Annotated in this window: 20 protein-coding genes and 1 pseudogene; 12 read left to right on the forward strand and 9 right to left on the reverse strand. The window is 69.4% G+C overall.

The annotated features are described in order from the left end of the window. The first annotated feature begins 171 nt into the window (after window positions 1-171). Both fusA and U5771_RS00675 read left to right on the forward strand, forming a co-directional pair. Entirely contained in the window at window positions 172-2283 is a 2112-nt protein-coding gene (gene fusA / locus U5771_RS00670) for an elongation factor G (RefSeq protein WP_322022171.1), read from the forward strand. Window positions 2284-2456: 173 nt separating this feature from the next. Continuing rightward, window positions 2457-3473, forward strand: a complete 1017-nt coding sequence (locus U5771_RS00675) for a HoxN/HupN/NixA family nickel/cobalt transporter (protein WP_322022172.1) — start codon at window positions 2457-2459, stop codon at window positions 3471-3473. Between the two features lie 658 nt (window positions 3474-4131). Here U5771_RS00675 and U5771_RS35570 read toward each other — a convergent pair. Further along, window positions 4132-5271, reverse strand: a complete 1140-nt coding sequence (locus U5771_RS35570; RefSeq protein ID WP_415859372.1) for a hypothetical protein — start codon at window positions 5269-5271, stop codon at window positions 4132-4134. Between the two features lie 35 nt (window positions 5272-5306). Then, on the reverse strand, window positions 5307-6152 hold the full coding sequence (locus U5771_RS00685) for an aldo/keto reductase (protein ID WP_322022174.1): 846 nt from the start codon (window positions 6150-6152) through the stop codon (window positions 5307-5309). A 168-nt stretch (window positions 6153-6320) separates the two neighbouring features. Between U5771_RS00685 and U5771_RS00690 the strand changes: the two genes are divergently transcribed. Beyond that, the gene (locus tag U5771_RS00690) at window positions 6321-7067 is read left to right on the forward strand and encodes a GntR family transcriptional regulator (RefSeq protein ID WP_322022175.1); all 747 of its coding nucleotides are present in this window, start codon (window positions 6321-6323) and stop codon (window positions 7065-7067) included. Between the two features lie 30 nt (window positions 7068-7097). Here U5771_RS00690 and U5771_RS00695 read toward each other — a convergent pair whose 3' ends face one another. After that, complete coding sequence (locus U5771_RS00695) at window positions 7098-8489, reverse strand: CoA transferase (protein WP_322022176.1); 1392 nt, start codon at window positions 8487-8489, stop codon at window positions 7098-7100. Between the two features lie 139 nt (window positions 8490-8628). On the opposite strand from U5771_RS00695, the gene U5771_RS00700 reads away from it, so the two are divergent. Next, window positions 8629-9861 (forward strand): citrate/2-methylcitrate synthase, encoded by a 1233-nt coding sequence (locus U5771_RS00700; protein ID WP_322022177.1) that lies wholly within the window; start codon window positions 8629-8631, stop codon window positions 9859-9861. Here U5771_RS00700 and U5771_RS00705 read toward each other — a convergent pair. Then, complete coding sequence (locus tag U5771_RS00705) at window positions 9834-10157, reverse strand: DUF2917 domain-containing protein (protein ID WP_322022178.1); 324 nt, start codon at window positions 10155-10157, stop codon at window positions 9834-9836. The genes U5771_RS00700 and U5771_RS00705 overlap by 28 nt on opposite strands. 200 nt (window positions 10158-10357) lie before the next feature. On the opposite strand from U5771_RS00705, the gene mdtD reads away from it, so the two are divergent. Next, window positions 10358-11797 carry a multidrug transporter subunit MdtD gene (gene mdtD, locus U5771_RS00710; RefSeq protein WP_322022179.1) on the forward strand — a complete coding sequence of 480 codons (1440 nt, stop codon included), beginning with the start codon at window positions 10358-10360 and terminating at the stop codon, window positions 11795-11797. 179 nt (window positions 11798-11976) lie between these two features. Then, window positions 11977-13251 (forward strand): EAL domain-containing protein, encoded by a 1275-nt coding sequence (locus tag U5771_RS00715; protein ID WP_322022180.1) that lies wholly within the window; start codon window positions 11977-11979, stop codon window positions 13249-13251. A gap of 15 nt (window positions 13252-13266) precedes the next feature. Here U5771_RS00715 and U5771_RS00720 read toward each other — a convergent pair whose 3' ends face one another. The 3 genes and pseudogenes from U5771_RS00720 to U5771_RS00730 form a co-directional block, all read right to left on the reverse strand. Further along, window positions 13267-13881 carry a class I SAM-dependent methyltransferase gene (locus U5771_RS00720; protein ID WP_322022181.1) on the reverse strand — a complete coding sequence of 205 codons (615 nt, stop codon included), beginning with the start codon at window positions 13879-13881 and terminating at the stop codon, window positions 13267-13269. A gap of 180 nt (window positions 13882-14061) precedes the next feature. Then, window positions 14062-14298: pseudogene (locus U5771_RS00725) on the reverse strand (2-dehydropantoate 2-reductase N-terminal domain-containing protein); the annotation flags it as partial. After that, window positions 14291-14815 (reverse strand): DUF962 domain-containing protein, encoded by a 525-nt coding sequence (locus U5771_RS00730; protein ID WP_322022182.1) that lies wholly within the window; start codon window positions 14813-14815, stop codon window positions 14291-14293. The gene U5771_RS00730 and the pseudogene U5771_RS00725, both read right to left, overlap by 8 nt. Before the next feature lie 81 nt (window positions 14816-14896). Between U5771_RS00730 and U5771_RS00735 the strand changes: the two genes are divergently transcribed. Next, window positions 14897-15604, forward strand: coding sequence for a Crp/Fnr family transcriptional regulator (locus U5771_RS00735; RefSeq protein WP_322022183.1), 708 nt, complete (start codon window positions 14897-14899; stop codon window positions 15602-15604). A 52-nt stretch (window positions 15605-15656) separates the two neighbouring features. After that, on the forward strand, window positions 15657-16916 hold the full coding sequence (gene chrA, locus U5771_RS00740) for a chromate efflux transporter (protein WP_415859373.1): 1260 nt from the start codon (window positions 15657-15659) through the stop codon (window positions 16914-16916). A gap of 111 nt (window positions 16917-17027) precedes the next feature. Here chrA and sodB read toward each other — a convergent pair whose 3' ends face one another. Beyond that, a complete protein-coding gene (gene sodB, locus U5771_RS00745) occupies window positions 17028-17606 on the reverse strand; it encodes a superoxide dismutase [Fe] (protein ID WP_124499809.1) in 579 nt (192 codons plus the stop codon). Between the two features lie 239 nt (window positions 17607-17845). Continuing rightward, on the reverse strand, window positions 17846-19228 hold the full coding sequence (xseA, locus tag U5771_RS00750) for an exodeoxyribonuclease VII large subunit (RefSeq protein WP_322022184.1): 1383 nt from the start codon (window positions 19226-19228) through the stop codon (window positions 17846-17848). A gap of 450 nt (window positions 19229-19678) precedes the next feature. Here xseA and lpxK point away from each other — a divergent pair, with 450 nt between their 5' ends. From lpxK to adk, 4 genes are all read left to right on the forward strand, one after another. Then, window positions 19679-20707 carry a tetraacyldisaccharide 4'-kinase gene (gene lpxK, locus U5771_RS00755; protein ID WP_322022185.1) on the forward strand — a complete coding sequence of 343 codons (1029 nt, stop codon included), beginning with the start codon at window positions 19679-19681 and terminating at the stop codon, window positions 20705-20707. Further along, window positions 20688-20891, forward strand: a complete 204-nt coding sequence (locus U5771_RS00760) for a Trm112 family protein (RefSeq protein WP_322022186.1) — start codon at window positions 20688-20690, stop codon at window positions 20889-20891. The genes lpxK and U5771_RS00760 overlap by 20 nt, the downstream gene beginning before the upstream one ends. A 116-nt stretch (window positions 20892-21007) precedes the next feature. Then, window positions 21008-21799 (forward strand): 3-deoxy-manno-octulosonate cytidylyltransferase, encoded by a 792-nt coding sequence (kdsB, locus tag U5771_RS00765; RefSeq protein ID WP_322022187.1) that lies wholly within the window; start codon window positions 21008-21010, stop codon window positions 21797-21799. A gap of 207 nt (window positions 21800-22006) precedes the next feature. Next, the gene (adk, locus tag U5771_RS00770) at window positions 22007-22669 is read left to right on the forward strand and encodes an adenylate kinase (RefSeq protein WP_322022188.1); all 663 of its coding nucleotides are present in this window, start codon (window positions 22007-22009) and stop codon (window positions 22667-22669) included. Window positions 22670-22753 lie beyond the last annotated feature (84 nt).

Here is a 22753-nt window from a genome sequence, read left to right on the forward strand (position 1 = left end):
TGTTGGGCGCCGGCTTTTTTTTCGCCCGCCGGCGGCGGCACCGGCCTTGATTCGGCAAACGCCGGCCGCATCTGCAAAAGCCACGGACAAGCGCTATGCTTTAAATCTCGCTTGTTTCAGCCCGGGCCGGGCAGCCGGCCCGCTTACGATCCGAACCACCAGGAGGTTCACGTGCCCCGCAAAACCCCCATCGAGCGCTATCGCAATATCGGGATCAGCGCTCACATCGATGCCGGCAAGACCACGACGACCGAGCGCATCCTGTTTTACACCGGCGTGAGCCACAAGATCGGTGAAGTGCACGACGGCGCGGCCACGATGGACTGGATGGAGCAGGAGCAGGAACGCGGCATCACGATCACGTCGGCTGCGACCACGGCCTTCTGGAAGGGCATGGCCGGCAACTATCCGGAACACCGCATCAACATCATCGACACCCCCGGGCACGTCGACTTCACGATCGAGGTCGAGCGCTCGATGCGCGTGCTCGACGGCGCGTGCATGGTCTACGACTCGGTCGGCGGCGTGCAGCCGCAATCCGAAACCGTGTGGCGCCAGGCGAACAAGTACAAGGTGCCGCGCATCGCGTTCGTCAACAAGATGGACCGCATCGGCGCGGACTTCTTCCGCGTGCAGCGCCAGATCGGCGAGCGCCTGAAGGGCGTCGCCGTGCCGATCCAGATTCCGATCGGCGCGGAAGATCATTTCCAGGGCGTCGTCGATCTCGTGAAGATGAAGGCGATCGTGTGGGACGACGAAAGCCAGGGCGTGAAGTTCACGTACGAGGAGATCCCGGCGAATCTCGTCGAGCTCGCGCACGAATGGCGCGAGAAGATGGTCGAGGCCGCTGCGGAAGCCAGCGAGGAACTGCTCGAGAAGTACCTGCACGACCATGAATCGCTGACCGAGGACGAGATCAAGGCCGCGCTGCGCCAGCGCACGATCGCGAACGAGATCGTGCCGATGCTGTGCGGCAGCGCGTTCAAGAACAAGGGCGTGCAGGCGATGCTCGACGCGGTGATCGACTACCTGCCGTCGCCGGTCGACGTGCCGGCCATCCTCGGCCACGACTTCCACGATCCGGAAAAGCCGGCGGAACGTCATCCGAGCGATGACGAGCCGTTCTCGTCGCTCGCGTTCAAGATCATGACCGACCCGTTCGTCGGCCAGTTGATCTTCTTCCGCGTGTATTCGGGCGTCGTCGAATCGGGCGACACGGTGCTGAACGCGACGAAGGACAAGAAGGAACGGCTCGGCCGGATCCTGCAGATGCACGCGAACGAGCGCAAGGAAATCAAGGAAGTGCGCGCGGGCGACATCGCGGCGGCGGTCGGCCTGAAGGAAGCGACCACCGGCGACACGCTGTGCGATCCGGCCAAGCCGATCATCCTCGAGAAGATGGAATTCCCGGAGCCGGTGATCTCGCAGGCCGTCGAGCCGAAGACGAAGGCCGACCAGGAAAAGATGGGCCTCGCGCTGAACCGCCTCGCGCAGGAAGATCCGTCGTTCCGCGTGCAGACCGACGAGGAATCCGGCCAGACGATCATTTCGGGGATGGGCGAGCTGCACCTCGAAATCCTCGTCGACCGGATGAAGCGCGAATTCGGCGTCGAGGCGACGGTCGGCAAGCCGCAGGTCGCGTATCGCGAAACGGTGCGCACGACGGCGTCCGACGTCGAAGGCAAGTTCGTCAAGCAGTCGGGCGGGCGCGGCCAGTACGGGCACGCGGTGATCACGCTGGAGCCGAACCCCGGCAAGGGCTACGAGTTCCTCGACGAGATCAAGGGCGGCGTGATTCCGCGCGAATTCATCCCGGCCGTCGACAAGGGCATCACCGAAACGCTGAAGAGCGGCGTGCTCGCGGGCTATCCGGTCGTCGACGTGAAGGTGCACCTGACGTTCGGCTCGTACCACGACGTCGACTCGAACGAAAACGCGTTCCGGATGGCCGGCTCGATGGCGTTCAAGGAAGCGATGCGCAAGGCGAAGCCGGTGCTGCTCGAGCCGATGATGGCCGTCGAGGTCGAGACGCCCGAGGACTTCATGGGCAACGTGATGGGCGACCTGTCGAGCCGGCGCGGCATCGTGCAGGGGATGGAGGACATCGCGGGCGGCGGCGGCAAGCTGGTGCGCGCCGAGGTGCCGCTCGCGGAGATGTTCGGCTATTCGACGTCGCTGCGCTCGGCAACGCAAGGCCGTGCGACGTACACGATGGAGTTCAAGCATTACGCGGAAACGCCGGCGAACGTGTCGGAAGCCGTGATCAACGCGAAAGTGAAGTAAGCGCCGGGCATCACGCCCTGCCGCGTCAAGTCGAAGCCCGTCCGGAACCGGACGGGCTTTTTTTCGTCCGCCGGACGGATCGGCGCGGGCGCCCGCATCCTTTTTGATCGGCACGCCGGGCGCTTTTTTCGCATGACACAATGCATCCCGATTCGTCAGATGGATACGTCCCGATGCCGCCCACCCCTGCCCTGCGCCGCCTGCTGATGCTGTATGCCGGCCTGATCGCCGCGAACGTCGCCGTCTGGCTGTGGGCGCTCGCGGTGCTGCGCGACCATCCGCTGCTGCTCGGCACCGCGGCGATCGCGTACGGGCTCGGGCTGCGTCATGCGGTCGACGCCGATCACATCGCCGCGATCGACGTCGCGACGCGCAAGCTGATGCAGGACGGCCAGCGTCCGGTGACGGTCGGCCTGTTCTTCTCGCTCGGCCACTCGACGATCGTGGTCGCCGCGACGCTCGGGATCGCGCTGAGCGCGTTCGCGCTGCGCGACCGCTTCGACACGTTCCGCGAGATCGGCGGCACGATCGGCACGGCGGTGTCCGCTACCTTCCTGCTCGTGTTCGCGTGCATGAACCTGGTGATCCTGCGCGACGTGTGGCGGCGCTATCGCGGCGCGCCGGACGCTGCTCACGGCACCGCGCACACGCATCGCGCGGGCGGCCTCGTGTCGCGGCTGCTGCGCCCGCTGTTCCGGTTCGTGTCGAAAAGCTGGCACATGTATCCGGTCGGCGTGCTGTTCGGCCTGGGTTTCGATACTGCAACGGAAATCGCACTGCTCGCGATCGCGGCCGCGCAGGCGAGCCACGCGCTGCCGGTCCATGCGGTCATGCTGTTTCCCGCGCTGTTCGCAGCCGGCATGACGCTGATCGACTCGACCGACAACGTGCTGATGATTCATGCGTACGGCTGGGCGATGGACGACCCGCGGCGCAAGCTGCTCTATAACGCGAGCATCACGCTGCTGTCGGCGGCCGTCGCGCTGGCGGTCGGCGGGATCGAAGCCGCCGGCCTGCTCGCCGAAAAACTGTCGCTGACAGGCCCCGTACGCGATGCGCTCGATGCGATCGGCGAGCGCTTCGGCGCGATCGGCTACGGCATCGTCGCGCTGTTTCTCATCGCCTGGATCGCGTCGATCCTCTGCCATCGCTGGCCGCGTGCTGCCGACACAACGGCACGCCAGACGTAGTCAGACGTTTCATTCCGGAAACAAAAAACGCTCAACGGTGTTTCACGCGGCGGTGCGCGATACGTGCGCGCCTTGCGCCACGGGCATGGCCAGCCGGTGGCACGAATCTCGCAGGTAGGGATTCGCACGGCGGGCCCGCGTGCCGATTCGTGTTCGCGGCTGGCCGCCGGTGCCGGTCGGACACACGTCGGTCGCCGAAACGACACTGCATCGTTGCTGGTCCCCTGCTTCACACGTTGATTGACGCGCGTGGCGAGGCATCGCGCGCATCGGGAGGCCAATGATGAGCAGAACGAAACAACTGTCCCGCGCAACGGGACGGCGCTATCGCACGACCCTGCTGGCCGCAGCCGCGTTTGCGTGCTGCTGTTCTTACGCGATTGCGCAGGACTCGATGCCCGACGTCACGTCCGCCCCGACTGCCAGCGCGGACCCCGTCATGATGCTCGCCGAGGACGCGGCGTCCTGCGCTGCCAATCCGGCTGCTTGCGCGGTACACGTCTATGCCGGCCGTGGCGCCGCAGGCAGCGGCGCCGGAAGTACCGTTGGCGGCAGCAGTCCGGGTAACAGCGGAAATGGTGGAAGCAGCGGTAGCGGCGCCGTCGGGCCTTCGGGTGTCGGTGGATCGACAGGAGCGACGTCCGGTGGTACGAGCGGATCAGGTCGCGGCGGCAGTGCATCCGGCAACGGCGGTAACGGTGGCGGTGCTTCGGGTAACGGCGCTTCGGGTGGCGGCACTTCGGGTGGTGGCACTTCCGGTGGCGGCACTTCCGGTGGCGGCACTTCCGGTGGCGGTACTTCCGGTGGCGGTACTTCCGGTGGTGGTACTTCCGGTGGTGGTACTTCCGGTGGCGGTACTTCGGGCGGTCATGGTGGCCACGGCGGTGGCGGTGATGACGGTGGTCACGGCAACGGCGGTCACGGCGGCGGTGATGACGGCGGCGGTCATGGTGGCCACGGCGGCGGCGGTGATGACGGCGGTCACGGCAACGGCGGTCACGGCGGCGGCGGTGATGACGGTGGTCACGGCAACGGCGGTCACGGCGGCGGCGGTGATGACGGCGGCGGTCACGGCGGTCACGGCGGTCACGGCGGTCACGGCGGACACGGCAACGGCGGTCACGGCGGCGGCGGTGATGACGGCGGTGGTCACGGCGGTCACGGCAACGGCGGTCATGGCGGCGGCGACGGCGGTAACGGCGGCGGTAACGGTGGTCACGGCAACGGCGGTCATGGCGGCGGCGACGGCGGTAACGGCGGCGGTAACGGCGGCGGTAGCGGTGGTCACGGTAATGGCGGTCATGGCGGCGGCGACGGCGGTAACGGCGGCGGTAACGGTGGTCACGGCAACGGCGGTCATGGTGGCGGTGACGGCGGTAACGGCGGCGGTAACGGCAACGGCGGCCACGGTAATGGCGGCGGCAACGGCAATGGCAACGGCAGTGGCGGTGCCGGAAACGGCGGTGCCAACGGTGTCGGCAACGGAAATGGCAATGGCAGTGCCGGCGGTCACAGCGGCAACGGCGGTCACGGCAACGGCGGCGGCAACGGCAATGGCAACGGCAGTGGCGGTGCCGGAAACGGCGGTGCCAACGGTGTCGGCAACGGAAATGGCAATGGCAGTGCCGGCGGTCATAGCGGCAACGGCGACGGCAATGGCGGCCACGGCAATGGCGGCGGCAACGGCAATGGCAACGGCAGTGGCGGCGACGGCAACGGCGGTGCCAACGGTGTCGGCAACGGCAACGGCAATGGCAGTGCCGGCGGCAATGGCGGATCGGCCGGTGGCCACGGCCATGGCCACTGACCGGCGCGTCGCCTGACCCGACGCTGTCAGAGCATTTGGAGCGCGCGCTTGCTGCGCGGCGGACGGAAGTAGCCGTCGAGTTGCGCGCGCTCGTCATCGCTCAACACCAGATCGAGCGCCGCGCGATTGTCGCGCACGTGTTCGATCCGCGACGCCTTCGGGATCGCGAACACGCCCGGCTGCGCGAGCACCCAGGCAAGCGCGACGCGCGTCACCGACACGCCGCGCTGCCGCGCGATCTCGTCGAGCGGCGAGCGCTTCGGCAACCGCCCGTGATCGACGGGGCTGTAGGCCATCGCCGGCATCCGGTGGCCGGCGAGCCACGGCAGCAGGTCGAATTCCGGGCCGCGCCGCGCGATGTTGTAGAGGATCTGGTTGGTGGCGCACGCGCCGCCGCCCGCCTCGTCGACGAGTTCGGCCATGTCGGCCGTATCGAAATTGCTGACGCCCCAGTGGCGGATCTTGCCCGCGCGCCGCAGCGCCTCGAGCCCCTCGACCGTCTCCTCGAGCGGCACCGAACCGCGCCAGTGCAGCAGGTACAGGTCGAGACGGTCGGTACGCAAACGCTTGAGGCTCGCATCGCACGCGGCGGCGACGCCACGTCGGTTCGCATGATGGGGGTAGACCTTGCTGACGAGAAACACGTCGTCGCGCAGGCCGGCCAGCGCCTCGCCGACGAGTGCCTCGGTCGCGCCGTCGCCGTACATCTCGGCGGTGTCGACCAGCGTCATCCCGAGCGCGATTCCCTCGCGCAATGCGGCGATCTCGTCCGCGCGGCGCGCGGGCCGCTCGCCCATTTCCCAGGTACCCAGGCCGAGCTTCGGAATCGTCTCGCCGTCCGGCAGGACGACCGTGGCGATCGTGTCTGTCATGCGCTCCTCGCTGCGGATTCGTAGCCGCGCACCCGCGGCCGAAGCATCAAATTCGACGCATCAGTGTAGTCAATCGGCGTGGCGTCCACCTGTTGCACGGCAAAAACCGGCTATAACGGCGCCGCATGATGACTTAGAATGGCCGGCAACCTGATCGATACCCATTCCATGAAGGCACCCACGGACGACCGCTGGCAGGACCTGCGCCCCGACCCCGACCACGACACGCCGCTCTACCTGCAGCTCGCCCGCAAGCTCGGCGACGCGATCCACGACAATCGCTGGGCGGCCGGCGAGGCGCTGCCGTCCGAACGCGTGCTGTCCGAAGCACTTGGCGTGTCGCGCATTACCGCACGCAAGGCGATCGCGCTGCTCGTCGAGCAGGGCCTGATCCGCCGCACGCAGGGCGCCGGCAACTTCATCCAGCCGCGCTACGAGGATCCGCTGTCGCGGCTCTCGAGCTTCAGCGAGATGCTCGAGCGCCGAGGCTTCAAGCCGAGTTCGCAATGGCTCGAACGCGAGATCCAGCCGGCGAACCGCGACGAAGTGATCCAGCTCGGCCTGTCGCCGGCCGCATCGGTTACACGGCTGAAACGGCTGCGTCTCGCCGACGGCATCGTGATGGCCGTCGAGAACTCGACGTTCCCCGCCACGCTGATTCCCGATCCGCAGGCGATCGGCGGTTCGCTGTACAGCTATCTCGAAGCACGCGGCACGCCGATCGTGCGCGCGCTGCAGCATTTCCGCGCGGTCAATGCGACCGACGAGATCGCGCAGCAGATGGGCATCGCGCCGCACGACGCGCTGCTGCTGATCACGCGGATCGGCTATACGGCCGACCAGCGCGCGATCGAGCTCACCGATACCTACTGCCGCAACGACTACTACGACTTCGTCGTCGAGCTGCGCAAGTAACGCCGGCAATATTTACGGCGCCGCCGGCGCTCACTGCCAGCGCGCCTCGTCCGTGCCGAGCGGCACGGGTGGCCGCGCGAATCGCGGCGGCGTGGCCGACAGGCGTTCGGCCGGATGCACGGCATCGATCGTGCCGAACGGCGACTCGGTCCGGTCGATCCGGTCGCGTACGTCGTCGAACGTGAAATCCGCCGCGTGCAGGCCGTCCGGCACCACGCCGAACGACTGCAGCCAGCGCCCCGTCTGCGCGAGCGACAGCCGCACGTGCCAGCTCCCCCCTTCCGTCGCCCGGCGCGCGAGCGCGATCATCGCGCCGAACGCCGCCAGATAACCCGTCGCATGATCGAGCGCCTGGCACGGCAGATGGCGCGGGCCGTCCGCGTGCGCGGCGTGCTGCTCGTGCCAGGCGATGCCGCTCGCCGACTGCACGAGACTGTCGAAGCCGCGCCGCATCGACCACGGCCCCGCATGCCCGTACGCGGACACCGACACACAGACGATGCCGGGCCGCCTCTCCGCCAGCGCCTGCGGTGAGAACCCGCGTGCCGCGAGCGCGCCGGGGCGATAGGCCTGCAGGAATACGTCGGCATCGCGAGCGAGCTCCCGCAGCGTGGCGACACCGGCCGCCTCGCGCAGGTCGATCCACGTCGAGCGCTTGCCGCGCCCGTTGTCGATCACGAGCGACGCGATGTTCGGCAGGTGCGGGCCGTTGACGAGCAGCGTCCGTGCACCGTGCGATGCCAGCGTGCGGCCCGCGACCGGCCCCGCGATGATGCGGGTGAGATCGAGCACGCGCACGCCCGCGAGCGGCTGGTCGGGCTCGCCGCGGCCGATCGCCTCGACGGGCGCGTCGCCGATTCGCTCGATCTCGAACAACGGCAGCGACGCGAGCGCGCGTGCCTGGTCGTGCGCCGCCCATTCGTCAGGGGTTCTGATCAATGCCGCGCACAGGCCGGCCTCGGCCAGCGCGGTATCGAGTGCCGCGCCGTCCCACGTGCGGATCGCCGCGGCAACGTCGTCGCGCTGCGGGCCGCAGCCGAGCACGTCGAGAATTCCGTGCAGGTGGTGCGGAAAGTTCGCATGCAGCTGGATCCAGCGCCCGTCGCGTGTGTCGTAGAAACCCGTCACCGGATGGCGCGGCTCGGGCGGCGGGCCGCCATCCACGCGCAGGTAGCGTTCGCTGCGGAACGCGACGAGCGCGTCACGCATCGACACGTCGACGCGCTGCGCGACGCCCGTGCGCAGCCGGTGGCATTCGGCCGCCGCGAGCCCGGCTGCCGCGATCGTCGCCGCGGCGAGCGTGCCGACATGAAACGTCGACGGCAGCGTCGGGTCCTGCCCCGTCACGGCCGCGCGCGCCAATGCGCCAGGTTCGCCGTGCGCGAGTTGCCACAAACGGGTCAATGCGAGTTCGGGTGTCATGGTGGATGCGAGCCGTCGAGAAGATGGATTCGAGTCTAGAATTCGCGACGGGCGCGATCAATCTTGATTGCGCGAATCAATGCATAACGAATAGTTGTAGCCGGGCCGCGCTTCATGCGTCCCGACAGGAGCGATCGGCATGACGTCCCTCAGCGCGCCGGAAGCCGCCGGCATCCTCGGTGTCAGCGTGAGCACCCTTTACGCGTATGTGAGCCGCGGCCTGCTGCACTCGCTGCCCGACGGCGCGAGCAAGCGCCGCCGCTACGACGCGGACGAGGTGCGCCTGCTCGCACGCCGCCGCGCCGATGCAAAACGCGCGGGCGGCGTCGCCGAGCGCTCGCTCGACTGGGGTGTGCCCGTGCTCGAATCGCGGATCACGCAGATCGCCGACGGCCGCCTGCACTATCGCGGCGCCGATGCGATCGCGCTCGCGAACGACGCGACGCTCGAGGAAACGGCCGCACGGCTGTGGGATTGTCCGCCCGCGCGGCTCACCGCGGCAGCGCTATCGTCGACCGGATTCGACACCGCGCAGTGGGACGACTGGGCCCGCCGCTGGGCACATCTCGCGCCGATCGAGCGCACGCTGGTGCTGCTCCCCGCCGCGGCTGCCTCGCTGCCGCGCCTGTGGGCGCAGGGGCGCGACGCGCAGTTCGACGCGGCCACGCTGCTGCTGCGCGTGACCACGGCCGCGCTGGCCGGTATCGCGCCGAGCGACGCGCCGGTGCATCGGCAGCTCGCCGCCGCATGGCGAATCCGGCGGCGCGACGAAGCGGACCTGCTGCGCCGCGCACTCGTGCTGTGCGCCGATCACGAACTGAACCCGTCGACCTTTGCGGTGCGCTGCATCGCGTCGACCGGCACCCACCTGTTCGGTGCGATCGCGGGCGGGCTCGCGGCGCTGTCGGGCCCGCGTCACGGCGGCGAGACGTTCCGCGCGGGCGCCCTGCTCGACGAAGCGGCGCGTGCCGCCGATCTCGACCGCTACCTCGCGCTGCGCGTCGCGCACGACGAACGGGCGGACGGCGCACGCACGGCGCTGTCGGGTTTCGCGCACCCGCTCTATCCCGACGGCGATCCGCGCGCACGCGCGTTGCTCGACGCCCTGCACGCGACGCTGCCCGACCGGGCGCCGCTCCGGATGGCCCGCGCGCTCGCCGCGCGGGTCGAGGCGGCGACCGGCCTGCAACCCGCGATCGATTTCGCGCTCGCGGTGCTGGAGCGCACGCTTGCGCTACCCGACGGCGCCGCGTTCACGCTGTTCGCCGCCGGCCGCACCGCGGGCTGGATCGCACACGCGCTGGAACAGGTTGCGGACGGCAAGCTGATCCGGCCCCGCGCGCGCTACGTCGGCAGCGACGCGGCTGCCTGAGCGCGTCCGCCGCGCCATGCGGCGAGCCGTCGCCACGCGATCGGCGCAGCCTGCACGGCCGGCGCCGTCTGCGGGCCGAACGCGAACACCGCGCCGCCCGCCGCCGCGCTGATCCAAACGCGCATGCCGGGCAGCAGCGCCAGCGTCTCGCCGGCGCGCAGCCAGTAATCGTCGGGCCGGCCCTCGATCGTCACCCACAGATCGCCGTCAGCGACCTGCAGCGTGGTGCGATCGACGATCCGCCACCGCCCGGCCGGTTCGTTGCCGTCCATCTCGTAGAGTCGCAGTTCGCGCATGGCCGCCTCCGGGTCGCGTGGGTTCGATGACACCAGTATTTCGGACAGCGGCAACACGCGGACAGATACGCCTGCAGACACTTTCGGCTGAACTGTACCGGTCCGCCGGCGGACGGGCGTCCGGCGCACCCGGGCCGATCCTGCGTGGCACGGCGGCTTTGCCTACAATGGCGGCTGTCCCGCGCCACCGGTCCGTCCCCATGTTCCAACGCCCGCCCGCCGCCGCTCCCGGCGAAAAGAACCTCACCGTGATGCTCTGGCTCGTTGCAACGGGCTTCTTCATGCAGACGCTCGATGCGACGATCGTCAACACGGCGCTGCCGTCGATGGCAGTGAGTCTCGGGGAATCGCCGCTGCGGATGCAGTCGGTCGTGATCGCTTACTCGCTGACGATGGCGGTGATGATTCCCGTCTCGGGCTGGCTCGCGGACACGTTCGGCACGCGGCGCGTGTTCTTCAGCGCGATCCTGGTGTTCTCGCTCGGTTCGCTGCTGTGCGCGAACGCGCATACGCTGTCGCAGCTCGTCGTGTTCCGCGTCGTGCAGGGGGTGGGCGGCGCGATGCTGTTGCCGGTCGGGCGGCTCGCCGTGCTGCGCACGTTTCCGGCCGAACGCTACCTGCCCGCGCTGTCGTTCGTCGCGATTCCCGGGCTGATCGGGCCGCTGATCGGGCCGACACTCGGCGGCTGGCTCGTGAAGATCGCGTCGTGGCACTGGATCTTCCTGATCAACGTACCGGTTGGCGTCGCCGGCTGCGTCGCGACCTTCTACACGATGCCCGACTCGCGCAACCCGGCCGTCGGCCGCTTCGACCTCAAGGGCTATCTGCTGCTGACGATCGGGATGGTCGCGATCTCGCTGTCGCTCGACGGGCTCGCCGACCTCGGGATGCAGCACGCGGCCGTGCTCGTGCTGCTGATCCTGAGCCTCGCGTGCTTCGTCGCGTACGGCCTGTACGCGGTGCGCGCGCCGCAGCCGATCTTCTCGCTCGAACTGTTCAAGATCCATACGTTCAGCGTCGGCCTGCTCGGCAACCTGTTCGCGCGGATCGGCAGCGGCGCGATGCCGTACCTGATCCCGCTGCTGCTGCAGGTGAGCCTCGGCTATTCGGCATTCGAGGCCGGGCTGATGATGCTGCCGGTCGCGGCGGCCGGGATGTTCTCGAAGCGGATCATCACGCGCCTGATCACGCAGCACGGCTACCGCAAGGTGCTGCTCGCGAACACGATCATGGTCGGCGTGATGATGGCGAGCTTTGCGCTGATGCGCGACACGGTGCCCGTGTGGGTGAAGGTCGTCCATCTCGCGCTGTTCGGCGGTTTCAACTCGATGCAGTTCACCGCGATGAACACGCTGACGCTGAAGGATCTCGGCACCGGCGGCGCAAGCAGCGGCAACAGCCTGTTCTCGCTCGTGCAGATGCTGTCGATGAGCCTCGGCGTCACGGTCGCGGGCGCGCTCCTGGCGACCTTCACGGGAATGCTGCGCACGGTGACGCCGAGCAACACGCTGCCCGCGTTCCATGCGACCTTCATCTGCGTCGGGATCATCACGGCCGCGTCCGCGTGGATCTTCGCGCAGCTCGCGCCCGAGATCCGCGGCCGCGCGCAGCACAAGACCGATCCGTCCGAACGCGCTTGAGCACGGCGCGCGCCGCCGCAATCGCCACGACGGCGCGCGGCGCACCATGTCGGTGCAGCGCGTCCGCCCCGTGCGGCAGCCGGCGCCCGCGACGGGCCGTCGCACGGGGCGCGATGTCGTGCATGCTTCTTGCTCGCCTATTCTGTAGGTAAACTGGCAGTCCTCCTTCGGCCGACATCATGAGCATGATCGACATCGATCCACCCGGCTTTCAGCCGCCCCGCCCCGTCGCCGGCGACGACGGGAAGCGGCGCACCGTCCTGTACGGTGCGTACACCGTGTTCAGCGTGTTCCAGCCCGTTTTCTCGGTGTCGCACCGCCGCGCGATCGGCTATCACGCGTCGCTGCGCGCGCACGACGAGGAAAGCCGCCAGGTGGCGTCGCACGAGGTGTTCACGCAGGCGGCGCGGCGCGGCGACCTGCTCGAGCTCGGCCGGCTCGCCGAATCGCTGCATCTCGGCAACTTCCACGCGTTCGACAGCCACGACGAATGGCTCTTCCTGAGCCTGCATCCGGCCGCGTTGATGGACACCATCTACGGCGACGCGCTGCTCGCGAACCTGAAGGCGCTCGGCCTGCCGCCGCACCGCGTGGTGCTCGAGGTGCCCGAGCAGGCAGGCGGCGAGACGCCGCGCTATGCGGCGATCGTCGACGGCCTGCGCAAGGCCGGCTTCCTGATCGCGCTCGGCGGCTTCGGCGCGAAGCATTCGAACATCGACCGCGTGTGGCACCTGCACCCCGACATCGTCACGCTCGACCGCGGGATTCTCGCGCAGGCGAGCGAGCACTCGCATCTCGAGCGCGTGCTGCCGGGGCTCGTGTCGCTGCTGCACGAATCCGGGCAGCTCGTGCTGATGGGCGGGCTGTCGACCGAGCGCGACGCGCTGATCGCGCTCGAATGCGACGTCGATTTCGTGCAGGGGCAATACTTCGCGGGGCCGAGCGTCGACCCCGTCCAACCGCAGGCCGCCGCCGGCTGCATGGATACGCTGTCGGCCGCGTTGCGGCTGCGCGTCGCGCAACGCGAGCGCACCCAGGCCGAACGCCTCGCGCCGTATGTCGCCGCACTGGAGGAAGCGAGCCAGCAGCTCGTCGCGGGTGACACGCTGATCGACGCCGCCGGCGCCGTGCTCGGCTTGCAGGAAACCGCGCGCTGCTTCCTGCTCGATGCATCGGGCCGCCAGATCGGCGACAACGTGCTCGCGCGCGGCAGCATATCGCAGCGGGCAAAGCGCTTCCGGCCGCTGCTGCATTCGGAAGGCGCGAGCTGGGAGCGCCGCCCCTACTTCATCCACGCGATGCGCGCGCCGGGCCGCGTACACCTGACGCCGCCGTACCTGTCGATCAACGAAGCGCACCTGTGCGTGACCGCATCGATCGCCGCGCCGGTCGCGACCGGCATGCAGGTGCTGTGTGTCGACATCAACTGGGAAGCGGCGCTCAACCGCGAATGAGTTCGCGCGCCGCGCTCATGCGGCGCCGTCGACGTCGTCGGCCCGGCGCGCGATCAGCCGGTGCACGCGCTTGCCGGACGACGCGCTGACCACCTCGTGCTCGTCGATCACGTGCATGCCGGCACCGAGTGCCGCATGCATGCGCGCCGAATCAAGCGGCGTGTACAAGCGGCCGCGCTCGTCGCGCAACGTGCCGTTGCCGGCTACCCGCCAGCTCAGGTACAGCGTGCCGCCGGGCATCAGCAGCGCGGCCAGCCGCGCGGCCGCCGCAGCGGCATCCGCCTGTTCGAGATGCATGACGACCGTCTCGCACAACACGTTTCGAAACGCGCCGGACGGCACGCCGGCGAGCGCCGGCAGCGCAGCCAGCTCGAATGTCAGCGACGGGTGGCGCAAGCGCGCCTGGGCGAGCAGCGCGGCGCTCGCATCGTAGCCGCGCACGTCGAACCCCTGCGAAGCAAGCCACGCGGTGTCGCGCCCCGCGCCGCAACCGACGTCGGCCGTCGGCCCCGGCGAGAAATACTGCTCGAGCAGCGCGTACATGTCGTCGGGGGCGGCCTGGTCGAGCCAGTCCTGCGCGTATTGCGCGGCATGGGCTTCGTAGGCATCGAGAGTCGGGCGATCCACCATGGCGATTGCTCCGCGGACGCGTCATGTCGTGTCATGTCGTGTGACGCACTCCGCATCTTAGCCGTTGCGCATCGCGCGTGGTGTGGTGCGCGACGCGCGGCCCTACGCTGCTCGCACGTCGCCCGCACGAGGCGCCTGCGCGACCAGTTCGGCCCACAGCGCATCGCCGCGCCAGGCCGGCCGCGATGCCGCCGATGCCGCCGGATCGGTCGAGAACGCGACCTCGGCCGGCGCGAGTGTCGCGCGATAGCCGCGCCGGTCGGTCAAGGTCAGCCCGTTTACGCGAATCGCGTCGCCGATCCGTACGCGGCCGACGAGCGTCACCGGCGTCCCCGCGGCCGCGAGCCGGCCGCCGAGATAGCAGCCGACCGCGCCCGCGCCGAACACGCAGACCGGCGCGACCGACGTGTCAGACATGCGAGTGCGCGCCGCCGTGGACGGGGCCCGAGCGCCGTTCGACTTCGCGGCGCACCTCACCGCGCAGGCCGGCGAAGAACGCGACTTCGGCGACGACGAACAGCGGCCCGACCATCAGGCCGACCAGGTCGTCGACGAACGCGGGCTTGCGCCCCTCGAACCAGTGCCCGACGAACTGCACGATCCAGCCGACCACGAACGCGCCGATGCCGATCCCGAGCCATTGCGCGGTCGGCAGCAGCGCGAGCGTCTGCGCGGCCCACAGGCCGAGTGCGAACAACGCGGTCATCACCACCCCGAAGCGCAGGTCGAGACGCAGGTAGAACACCGCGAACGCCACCGCGAGCAGCAGCGCCGGCGACAGCGCAACGCCGGCCAGCGTGCCGAGCGCCGGCCGCGACAGCAGCACCTCGACCGCGAACACGATCAGCGGGATGCCGACCAGATGCGTCGCGATGTTGCGCGCGTCGCGATGGTAGGCCGCATACTGGGAAAGGTGGTCTTCGAGCGTCTTCATGGTGTCTCCTGAACGATCATCGAGCGCTATGATGCGCGTCACGCCCGAGAACCTCTGTCAGCTACCCGACATCGCGTGCCCATGCCCTCGTCGCTCGCCCCCTACCTGCCGCAAATCGAAGCGCACCCGTGGTTCGCCGCGCTGCCACCCACGTTGCGCGAAGACCTGCTCGCCCATGCCGCGTTGCGGCGCCTGCCGGCCGGCCACGCGCTGTTCCGCCGCGGCGCCCCGCCGTGCGGGCTGTATGCGGTGCTGGCCGGTTCCCTCACCATAGGTGCGGTCGATCCGCAGGGCAAGGAAGCGCTGCTGACGGTCGCCGAACCCGTCACGTGGTTCGGCGAGATCGCGCTGTTCGACGGCCAGCCGCGCACGCACGACGCGATCGCGCTCGACGACACGCTGCTGCTGCACGTGCCGCAGGCCGCGCTGCTCGCGATCCTCGACGCGACGCCGCAATACTGGCGGCAGCTCGCGCTCCTGATGGCGCAAAAGCTCCGGCTGAGCTTCCTGACCGTCGAATCGATGAGCGTGATGCCGGCCGCGCAGCGGCTTGCCGCACGGCTGCTGATGATCGCCGACGGCTACGGCGGCATCAGCGCCGGCCGCACGCGCATCCGGCTGTCGCAGGAAAAGCTCGCGGCGATGCTGTCGCTGACGCGGCAGACCACCAACCAGTTGCTGAAGGCGCTGCAGGCCGACGGCGTCGTGCGGCTGCACGTCGGCGAGATCGAACTCGTCGACGTCGACGCACTGCGCCGCGCGAGCGGGCTGCCCGACGGCACGTCCTGACCGCAGTCCCGACACGGCCGCGCCTTCGCCGCAACGCCGCATTCCTGCTGCCATGCCATTGCGCTATCGTGGCGGCTCGTTCGCCTCCCGTCATCCGCGCTTGAACACGTCGACCGTCACTCCCCCTTCCCGCCGCGCGTGGCCCGTATTCGTCGCGTTCCTGCGGCTCGGCCTCACGTCGTTCGGCGGGCCCGTCGCGCATCTCGGCTACTTCCGCGACGCGTTCGTCACGCGGCGCGGCTGGCTGACCGAGCGCGCGTATGCCGATCTCGTCGGCCTGTGCCAGTTCCTGCCGGGTCCGGCGAGCAGCCAGGTCGGGATGGCGATCGGCCTGTCGCGCGCGGGCTATGCCGGGATGTTCGCCGCGTGGCTCGGCTTCACGCTGCCGTCGGCGCTGCTGATGATGCTGTTCGCGCTCGGCGTGCACGCGACGGGCATGCCGGTCGCGGCCGGCGCGCTGCACGGGCTGCGCATCGTGTCGGTCGCGGTGATCGCGCAGGCGGTGTGGGGCATGGCGCGCACGCTGTGCCCGGATGCGCGCCGCGTCACGCTGATGGCGATCGCGGCCTGCATCGCGCTGCTCGTGCCGACCGCATGGCTGCAGGTAGCCGTGATCGTCGCGGCGGGGGCAGCCGGTCTCGTTCTGCTGCCGCAGCCCGGGCGCGGCGCCCACGATCCGTTGCCGCTGCACGTGTCGCCCCGTGCGGGCATGCTGTGGCTCGTCCTGTTCGCCGCGCTGATCGTCGCGTTGCCGGTCGCGGCACGCGCGCTCCATTCGAACACGCTCGCCGTCGTCGACGCCTTCTTCCGCACCGGTGCGCTGGTGTTCGGCGGCGGCCACGTGGTGCTGCCGCTGCTGCAGGCTGCCGTCGTCGCGCCGGGCTGGATCGGCGATTCGGCATTCCTGGCCGGCTACGGTGTCGCGCAGGCCGTGCCGGGGCCGCTCTTCACGTTCTCGGCCTTCCTCGGTGCATCGCTGCGCGATGCGCCGAACGGCTGGCTCGGCGGGACGATCGCGCTCGTGTCGATCTTCGCGCCGTCGTTCCTGCTCGTCGCGGGCACCGCGCCGTTCTGGGAACGCCTGCGCCGCAGCACGCGCATGCAGGCCGCGCTCGCGGGCGTAAACGCGGCCGTCGTCGGGCTGCTGCTCGCCGCGCTCTATCAGCCGGTATGGCGCGACACGATCGTGTCGCCACGCGATTTCTCAGCCGCGCTCGTCGCGTTCGTCGCGCTCGTGTTCTGGCGCGTGCCGCCGTGGGCCGTCGTGATCGCCAGCGCGGCGCTCGGCTGGGTGTCGGGGATGATCGGCTGATCCGGCGCATGCCATGCGTCGATTCACGCCCGACAAAAGCAAAAAAGCCCTCGTGACGAGGGCTTTTTGTTGGGGTGCCGCGCGCCGCAAAGGCGCGCGGGACGCCCGGACTTACGCGAAGTTCTTCGCTGCGAAGTCCCAGTTCACGATGTTCCAGAACGCTTCGACGAACTTCGGACGTGCGTTGCGGTAGTCGATGTAGTACGCGTGTTCCCACACGTCGATCGTCAGCAGCGGCTTGTCGGCCGTCGTCAGCGGCGTGGCGGCGTTGCTCGTCGACACGATGTCGAGCGAACCGTCGGCCTTCTTCACCAGCCATGCCCAGCCCGAACCGAACGTGCCGACCGCGGCCTTCGTGAACGCTTCCTTGAACGCGTCGTACGAACCCCACTTCGCGTTGATCGCGTCGCCCAGCGCGCCCGACGGTGCGCCGCCGCCGTTCGGCGACAGGCTGTTCCAGAAGAACGTGTGGTTCCAGATTTGCGCGGCGTTGTTGAAGATGCCGCCCGACGACTTCTTCACGATCTCTTCCAGCGACAGGCTTTCGAATTCCGTGCCCGGGATCAGATTGTTCAGGTTCGTCACATAAGCCTGGTGGTGCTTGCCGTAGTGGTACTCGATCGTCTCTTTCGAGATGGTCGGCGCGAGTGCGTCTTCAGCGTACGGGAGCGGCGGGAGCGTATGAGCCATGGCGATTCCTTCGTTGAGTATGTAGGGAGGCTGTGTTGAATGCTGCCGAGCGTCCGATTGTAGGCGAGTCCGAATATCCCCGCAAACTCACGGGCATTTATCCGCGGTATGCAGAAAATCGGCGCTGGCGCTTCATCCGGCAGGACGAGACGGCGATGCGCAGCCTCCGTTCCCGCGTCCGGCGCGCCCGGTGCATCCGGACCGCCGGGCGCGTGGCCTTCGTTTCGCTTACGCCGCCGTCAGATCGTATCGGTCAGCCGCGGCTGCACGTCGGCGAGCGACACGTCGGCCGAGCCTTCGGCGAGATGCACGGTCAGGCGGCGCTGCGGCTTCAGCGCGCTCGGTGCCCGCACCGCGCGGCCGGACTGCGTGTCGATCAGCGCCGCGTAACCGCGCTCGAGCGTGCGCTGCGGGCTCAGCACCTCGAGCCGCGCCGCGCAGGCCGACACGCGCGCGGTATCGCGCTCGTGACGGCGCTGCAGCGCCACCACGAGACGTTGCGACAATCCGGCGAGCGCATGGCGCGCCTGCGCCGGATCGGGCCGCGCGCGCTGCCAGCGCAATTGCGCGAGCGCGAAACGCGCACGCGCGTCGCGCACCGGCCGCGACGCCGCCGACGCGAGCCGCACCGCCAGCTGTTCGACATGGGTGCGCTGCCGCTGCAGCCGTTCGGCCGGGCTGACGAGCCGGCGCGCGAGCCAGTCGAGCTGCTGCGCACGCTGCTCGAGCCCGCGTTCCAGGCTGCGCGCAAGCGCGCGCTGCCGGTCGGCCACCTCGCGCAACAGCAACGCGCGCTGCGGACTCGCGAGTTCGGCCGCGCCGGTCGGCGTCGGCGCGCGCAGGTCGGCCGCGAAGTCCGCGATCGTGAAATCGGTTTCGTGGCCGACGCCGCTGACGACCGGCAGTTCGCTCGCCGCGATCGCACGCGCGAGCGCTTCGTCGTTGAACGACCACAGATCCTCGATCGACCCGCCGCCGCGACAGACCAGCAGCACTTCCACCTCGCGCCGCGCGTTCGCGGTTTGCACGGCCGCGACGAGCTTCTCGGCGGCGCCCGCGCCCTGCACGGGCGCCGGATAGACGATCACCGGAATGTGCGGCGCGCGGCGCGCGAGCGTGGTCACCACGTCGCGCAACGCGGCGGCCTGCAACGACGTGACGATGCCGATCGCGCGCGGGTGCGCCGGCAGCGGCCGCTTGCGCTCGGGTGCGAACAGACCCTCGGCCTCGAGCTGCGCCTTCAGCCGGAGGAACGCCTCGTACAGGCGCCCCTGGCCGGTGCGCCGCACGGCCTCGACGTTGAGCTGCACTTCGCCGCGCGGCTCGTACATCGTGACGACCGCGCGCACCTCGATCCGGTCGCCTTCGCGCGGCGTGAATTCCGCGTACTGCGCGCGACCGCGGAACATCACGCAGCGCATCTGCGCCTGCTGGTCCTTGATCGAGAAATACCAGTGGCCGCTCGCGGCGCGCGTGAAGTTCGACACTTCGCCCGAGATCCACAGCAGCGGAAACGAGCGCTCGAGCATCGTCGAAATCGCGCGGTTGAGCGCCGAAACGGGAATCACTTCGTCGCCGCCGCGTGCGGCGCCGGGAGCGGAAAAGGGAGAGTCGGAAAGCATGGGCGGTCGGATGAATGCTGGCGGCGACACGATAGTCCGACACGCGCGCGGCGTCCAGCGCCGGCCGCCCGCGCTGCAACACGCGGAAGGTGTCCACACTCTGGCAATCGTCCACCAAAACCGCTTAAAAACCACGGAAAAATCCAGACGATTCCGCGCAATGCATTGATTTTTATAGTTTTTTAAACCTTGCAGCTTGATTCTCAACCGATTCGATGTCCACCCGGCGGGCGTTTGACGTGAACAGGCGGGGAGTTTTTCACAGAGTTATCCACAGCCCGTTCCGATCCGGCCCCATCGGGTGCGTCGCCCGGCCGCGCTTGCCGCGCCCGCGTGCGGCGCGCTAGAGTGCCGCCTTCCGAAGACCTTGCGGCATGCGCCGCCCAACGGAGAATCCGTCTTGACGAATCCGTCCCACGCCGCGGCGCACGACGCGCCGCGCCCGGCCCGATGAGCGCGCCCGGCGGCCCGCTCGCGCGGCTCGAAGCGTGCCTCACGCGCGAATGGCAGCGACGCGGCGCCCTCGCCTGGGCGCTCACGCCGTTCGCGTGCGTGTTCGGCCTGTGCGCGGCGCTGCGCCGCACGGCTTACGCGCAGGGCTGGAAGCAATCGGTCGACGTCGGCGTGCCCGTCGTCGTGGTCGGCAACGTGACCGTCGGCGGCACCGGCAAGACGCCGACCGTGATCGCGCTCGTCGACGCGCTGCGCGCGGCCGGTTTCACGCCGGGCGTCGTGTCGCGCGGCTACGGCGCGAACGTGAAGGCACCGACCGCGGTCACGCCCGCGTCGCGCGCGCGCGCGGCCGGCGACGAGCCGCTGCTGATCGCGCGCCGCACCGGCGCGCCCGTGTGGGTGTGCCCCGACCGCGTCGCGGCCGCGCAGGCGCTACGCGCCGCGCACCCGGACGTCGACGTGATCGTCAGCGACGACGGCCTCCAGCACTATCGCCTCGCGCGCACGGTCGAGCTCGTCGTGTTCGACCACCGGCTCGGCGGCAATGGCTTCCTGCTGCCGGCCGGGCCGCTGCGCGAACCGCTGTCGCGCCACCGCGACGCGACGCTCGTCAACGATCCGTACAGCGGCGCGCTGCCGCCGTGGCCCGACACCTATTCGCTCGCGCTCACGCCGGGCGCCGCCTGGCACCTCGACCAGCCGGCGCTGCGCCGCCCGCTGTCGCAGTTCGCGCACGAGCGCGTGCTCGCCGCGGCCGGCATCGGCGCGCCCGAACGCTTCTTCGCGACGCTGCGCGCGGCCGGCCTCGCGCCGGCGACGCGCGCGCTGCCCGACCATTACGCGTTCGCCGACAATCCGTTCGTCGACGACGCGGTCGACGCGATCCTGATCACCGAGAAGGATGCAGTAAAATTGGGCGCTTCCTGGCGCGACGCTCGGCTGTGGGTCGTCCCCGTCGAAGCCGCGCTCGATCCTCGCCTCATTGCCCTCGTTGTGGAGAAACTCCGTGGACGCTCGCCTGCTTGAAATCCTTGTGTGCCCTATCTGCAAAGGCCCGCTCCACTATGACCGCGCCGCGCAGGAGCTGATCTGCAACGCGGACAAGCTCGCCTACCCGATCCGCGACGGCATCCCCGTGATGCTCGTCGACGAAGCACGCCAGACCGTCGAAGGCACGCCGGTCGACCCCGCCGGCCCGGCCAGCAGCTAAACGCCGCACCGGCGCACCGGAACGCGGCCGCGGTTCGCCGCAGCCGCGTGCCGAACCTGCCGGGCGGCCTGCCTTCGACGCGCCGCCCGCCCCGCTCTTCTCACCGCCCAGCCCCGATGACTCATCCGCAGCCCTTCATCGCCGTCATTCCTGCCCGGCTCGCGTCGACGCGCCTGCCGAACAAGCCGCTCGCCGATCTCGGCGGCAAGCCGATGGTCGTCCGTGTCGCCGAGCGCGCGCGCGAAGCGGGCGCGCAGCAGGTGCTCGTCGCGTCCGACGCGCAGAGCGTGCTCGACGCGGCCCGCGAGCACGGTTTCGAAGCGGTGCTGACGCGCGCCGACCATCCGTCCGGCACCGACCGGCTCGCGGAAGTCGCCGCGACGTTCGGGTGGAGCGACGACACCGTCGTCGTCAACGTGCAGGGCGACGAGCCGCTGATCGACCCGGCGCTCGTGCGCGACGTAGCGTCGCACCTCGCCGCGCATCCGGACTGCGCGATCGCGACCGCCGCACATCCGATCCACGACGCCGCCGACGTGTTCAACCCGAACATCGTGAAGGTCGCGCTCGACGCGCGCAACGTCGCGATGTACTTCTCGCGCGCGCCGATTCCGTGGAGCCGCGATGCGTACCAGCCGCACTGGCCCGACGTTGCGGCCATGCCTGGGCCGGCCTTTCCGGTCCATCGCCACATCGGCCTCTACGCGTATCGCGCGCGTTTCCTGCGCACCTATCCGTCGCTCGCGCAGGCGCCGATCGAGCAGGCCGAGCAGCTCGAACAGCTGCGCGCGATGTGGCACGGCGAGCGCATCGCCGTGCTGATCACCGAACACGCGCCCGAAGCCGGCATCGACACGCCGGCCGATCTCGCACGCGTGCAGGCCCTTTTTCGGCCGGGTTCAAAATAACCCGTGGCATAATCAGGCGATTGTGCGAGCCGTCCGCGACCCGCGCGCCATCGCTTGACCCCGCCACGGCCCGTCCCGGCAGCCGCGCGTCGCTTTTCGCCGCGCGCCGCATCAGACCGGTCCGCCGCGCGCAAGGCAAGCCCCGCGCACGCTGTCGCCGACGCTTTTGCGTCTCGCCACACGAATCTACATACCGGAGATATCACCATGCGTTTGATCCTGTTGGGCGCGCCCGGCGCGGGCAAGGGTACCCAGGCAAACTTCATCAAGGAAAAGTTCGGCATCCCGCAAATCTCGACGGGCGACATGCTGCGCGCGGCCGTCAAGGCCGGCACGCCGCTCGGCATCGAGGCGAAGCGCTTCATGGACGAAGGCAAGCTCGTGACGGACGACCTGATCATCGGCCTCGTGAAGGAGCGCCTGAAGGAATCCGACTGCGCGAACGGCTACCTGTTCGACGGCTTCCCGCGCACGATCGCGCAGGCTGACGCGATGAAGGAAGCCGGCGTCGCGATCGACTACGTGCTCGAAATCGACGTCCCGTTCTCGGAAATCGTCGAGCGCATGAGCGGCCGCCGCACGCACCCGGCATCGGGCCGCACGTACCACGTGAAGTTCAACCCGCCGAAGGTCGAGGGCAAGGACGACGTGACGGGCGAGCCGCTGATCCAGCGCGACGACGACAAGGAAGAAACCGTCCTGAAGCGTCTCGAGGTGTACGAAGCGCAGACCAAGCCGCTGATCACGTACTACGGCGACTGGGCGCAGCGCGGCGAGGAAAACGGCCTGAAGGCCCCGCAGTATCGCAAGATCTCGGGCCTCGGCAGCGTTGACGAAATCCGCGAGCGCGCGTTCGACGCACTGAAGTAAGCACCGCGCCGTGCTCCGCAAGCCGCCCTTTCCGGGCGGTTTTTTTTCGTCCGTTTCGTCCATTTAGTCCGTTTCGCCTGCGTC

The sequence above is a fragment of the Burkholderia sp. BCC1977 genome, from assembly GCF_905339595.1.
Lineage (GTDB): Bacteria > Pseudomonadota > Gammaproteobacteria > Burkholderiales > Burkholderiaceae > Burkholderia.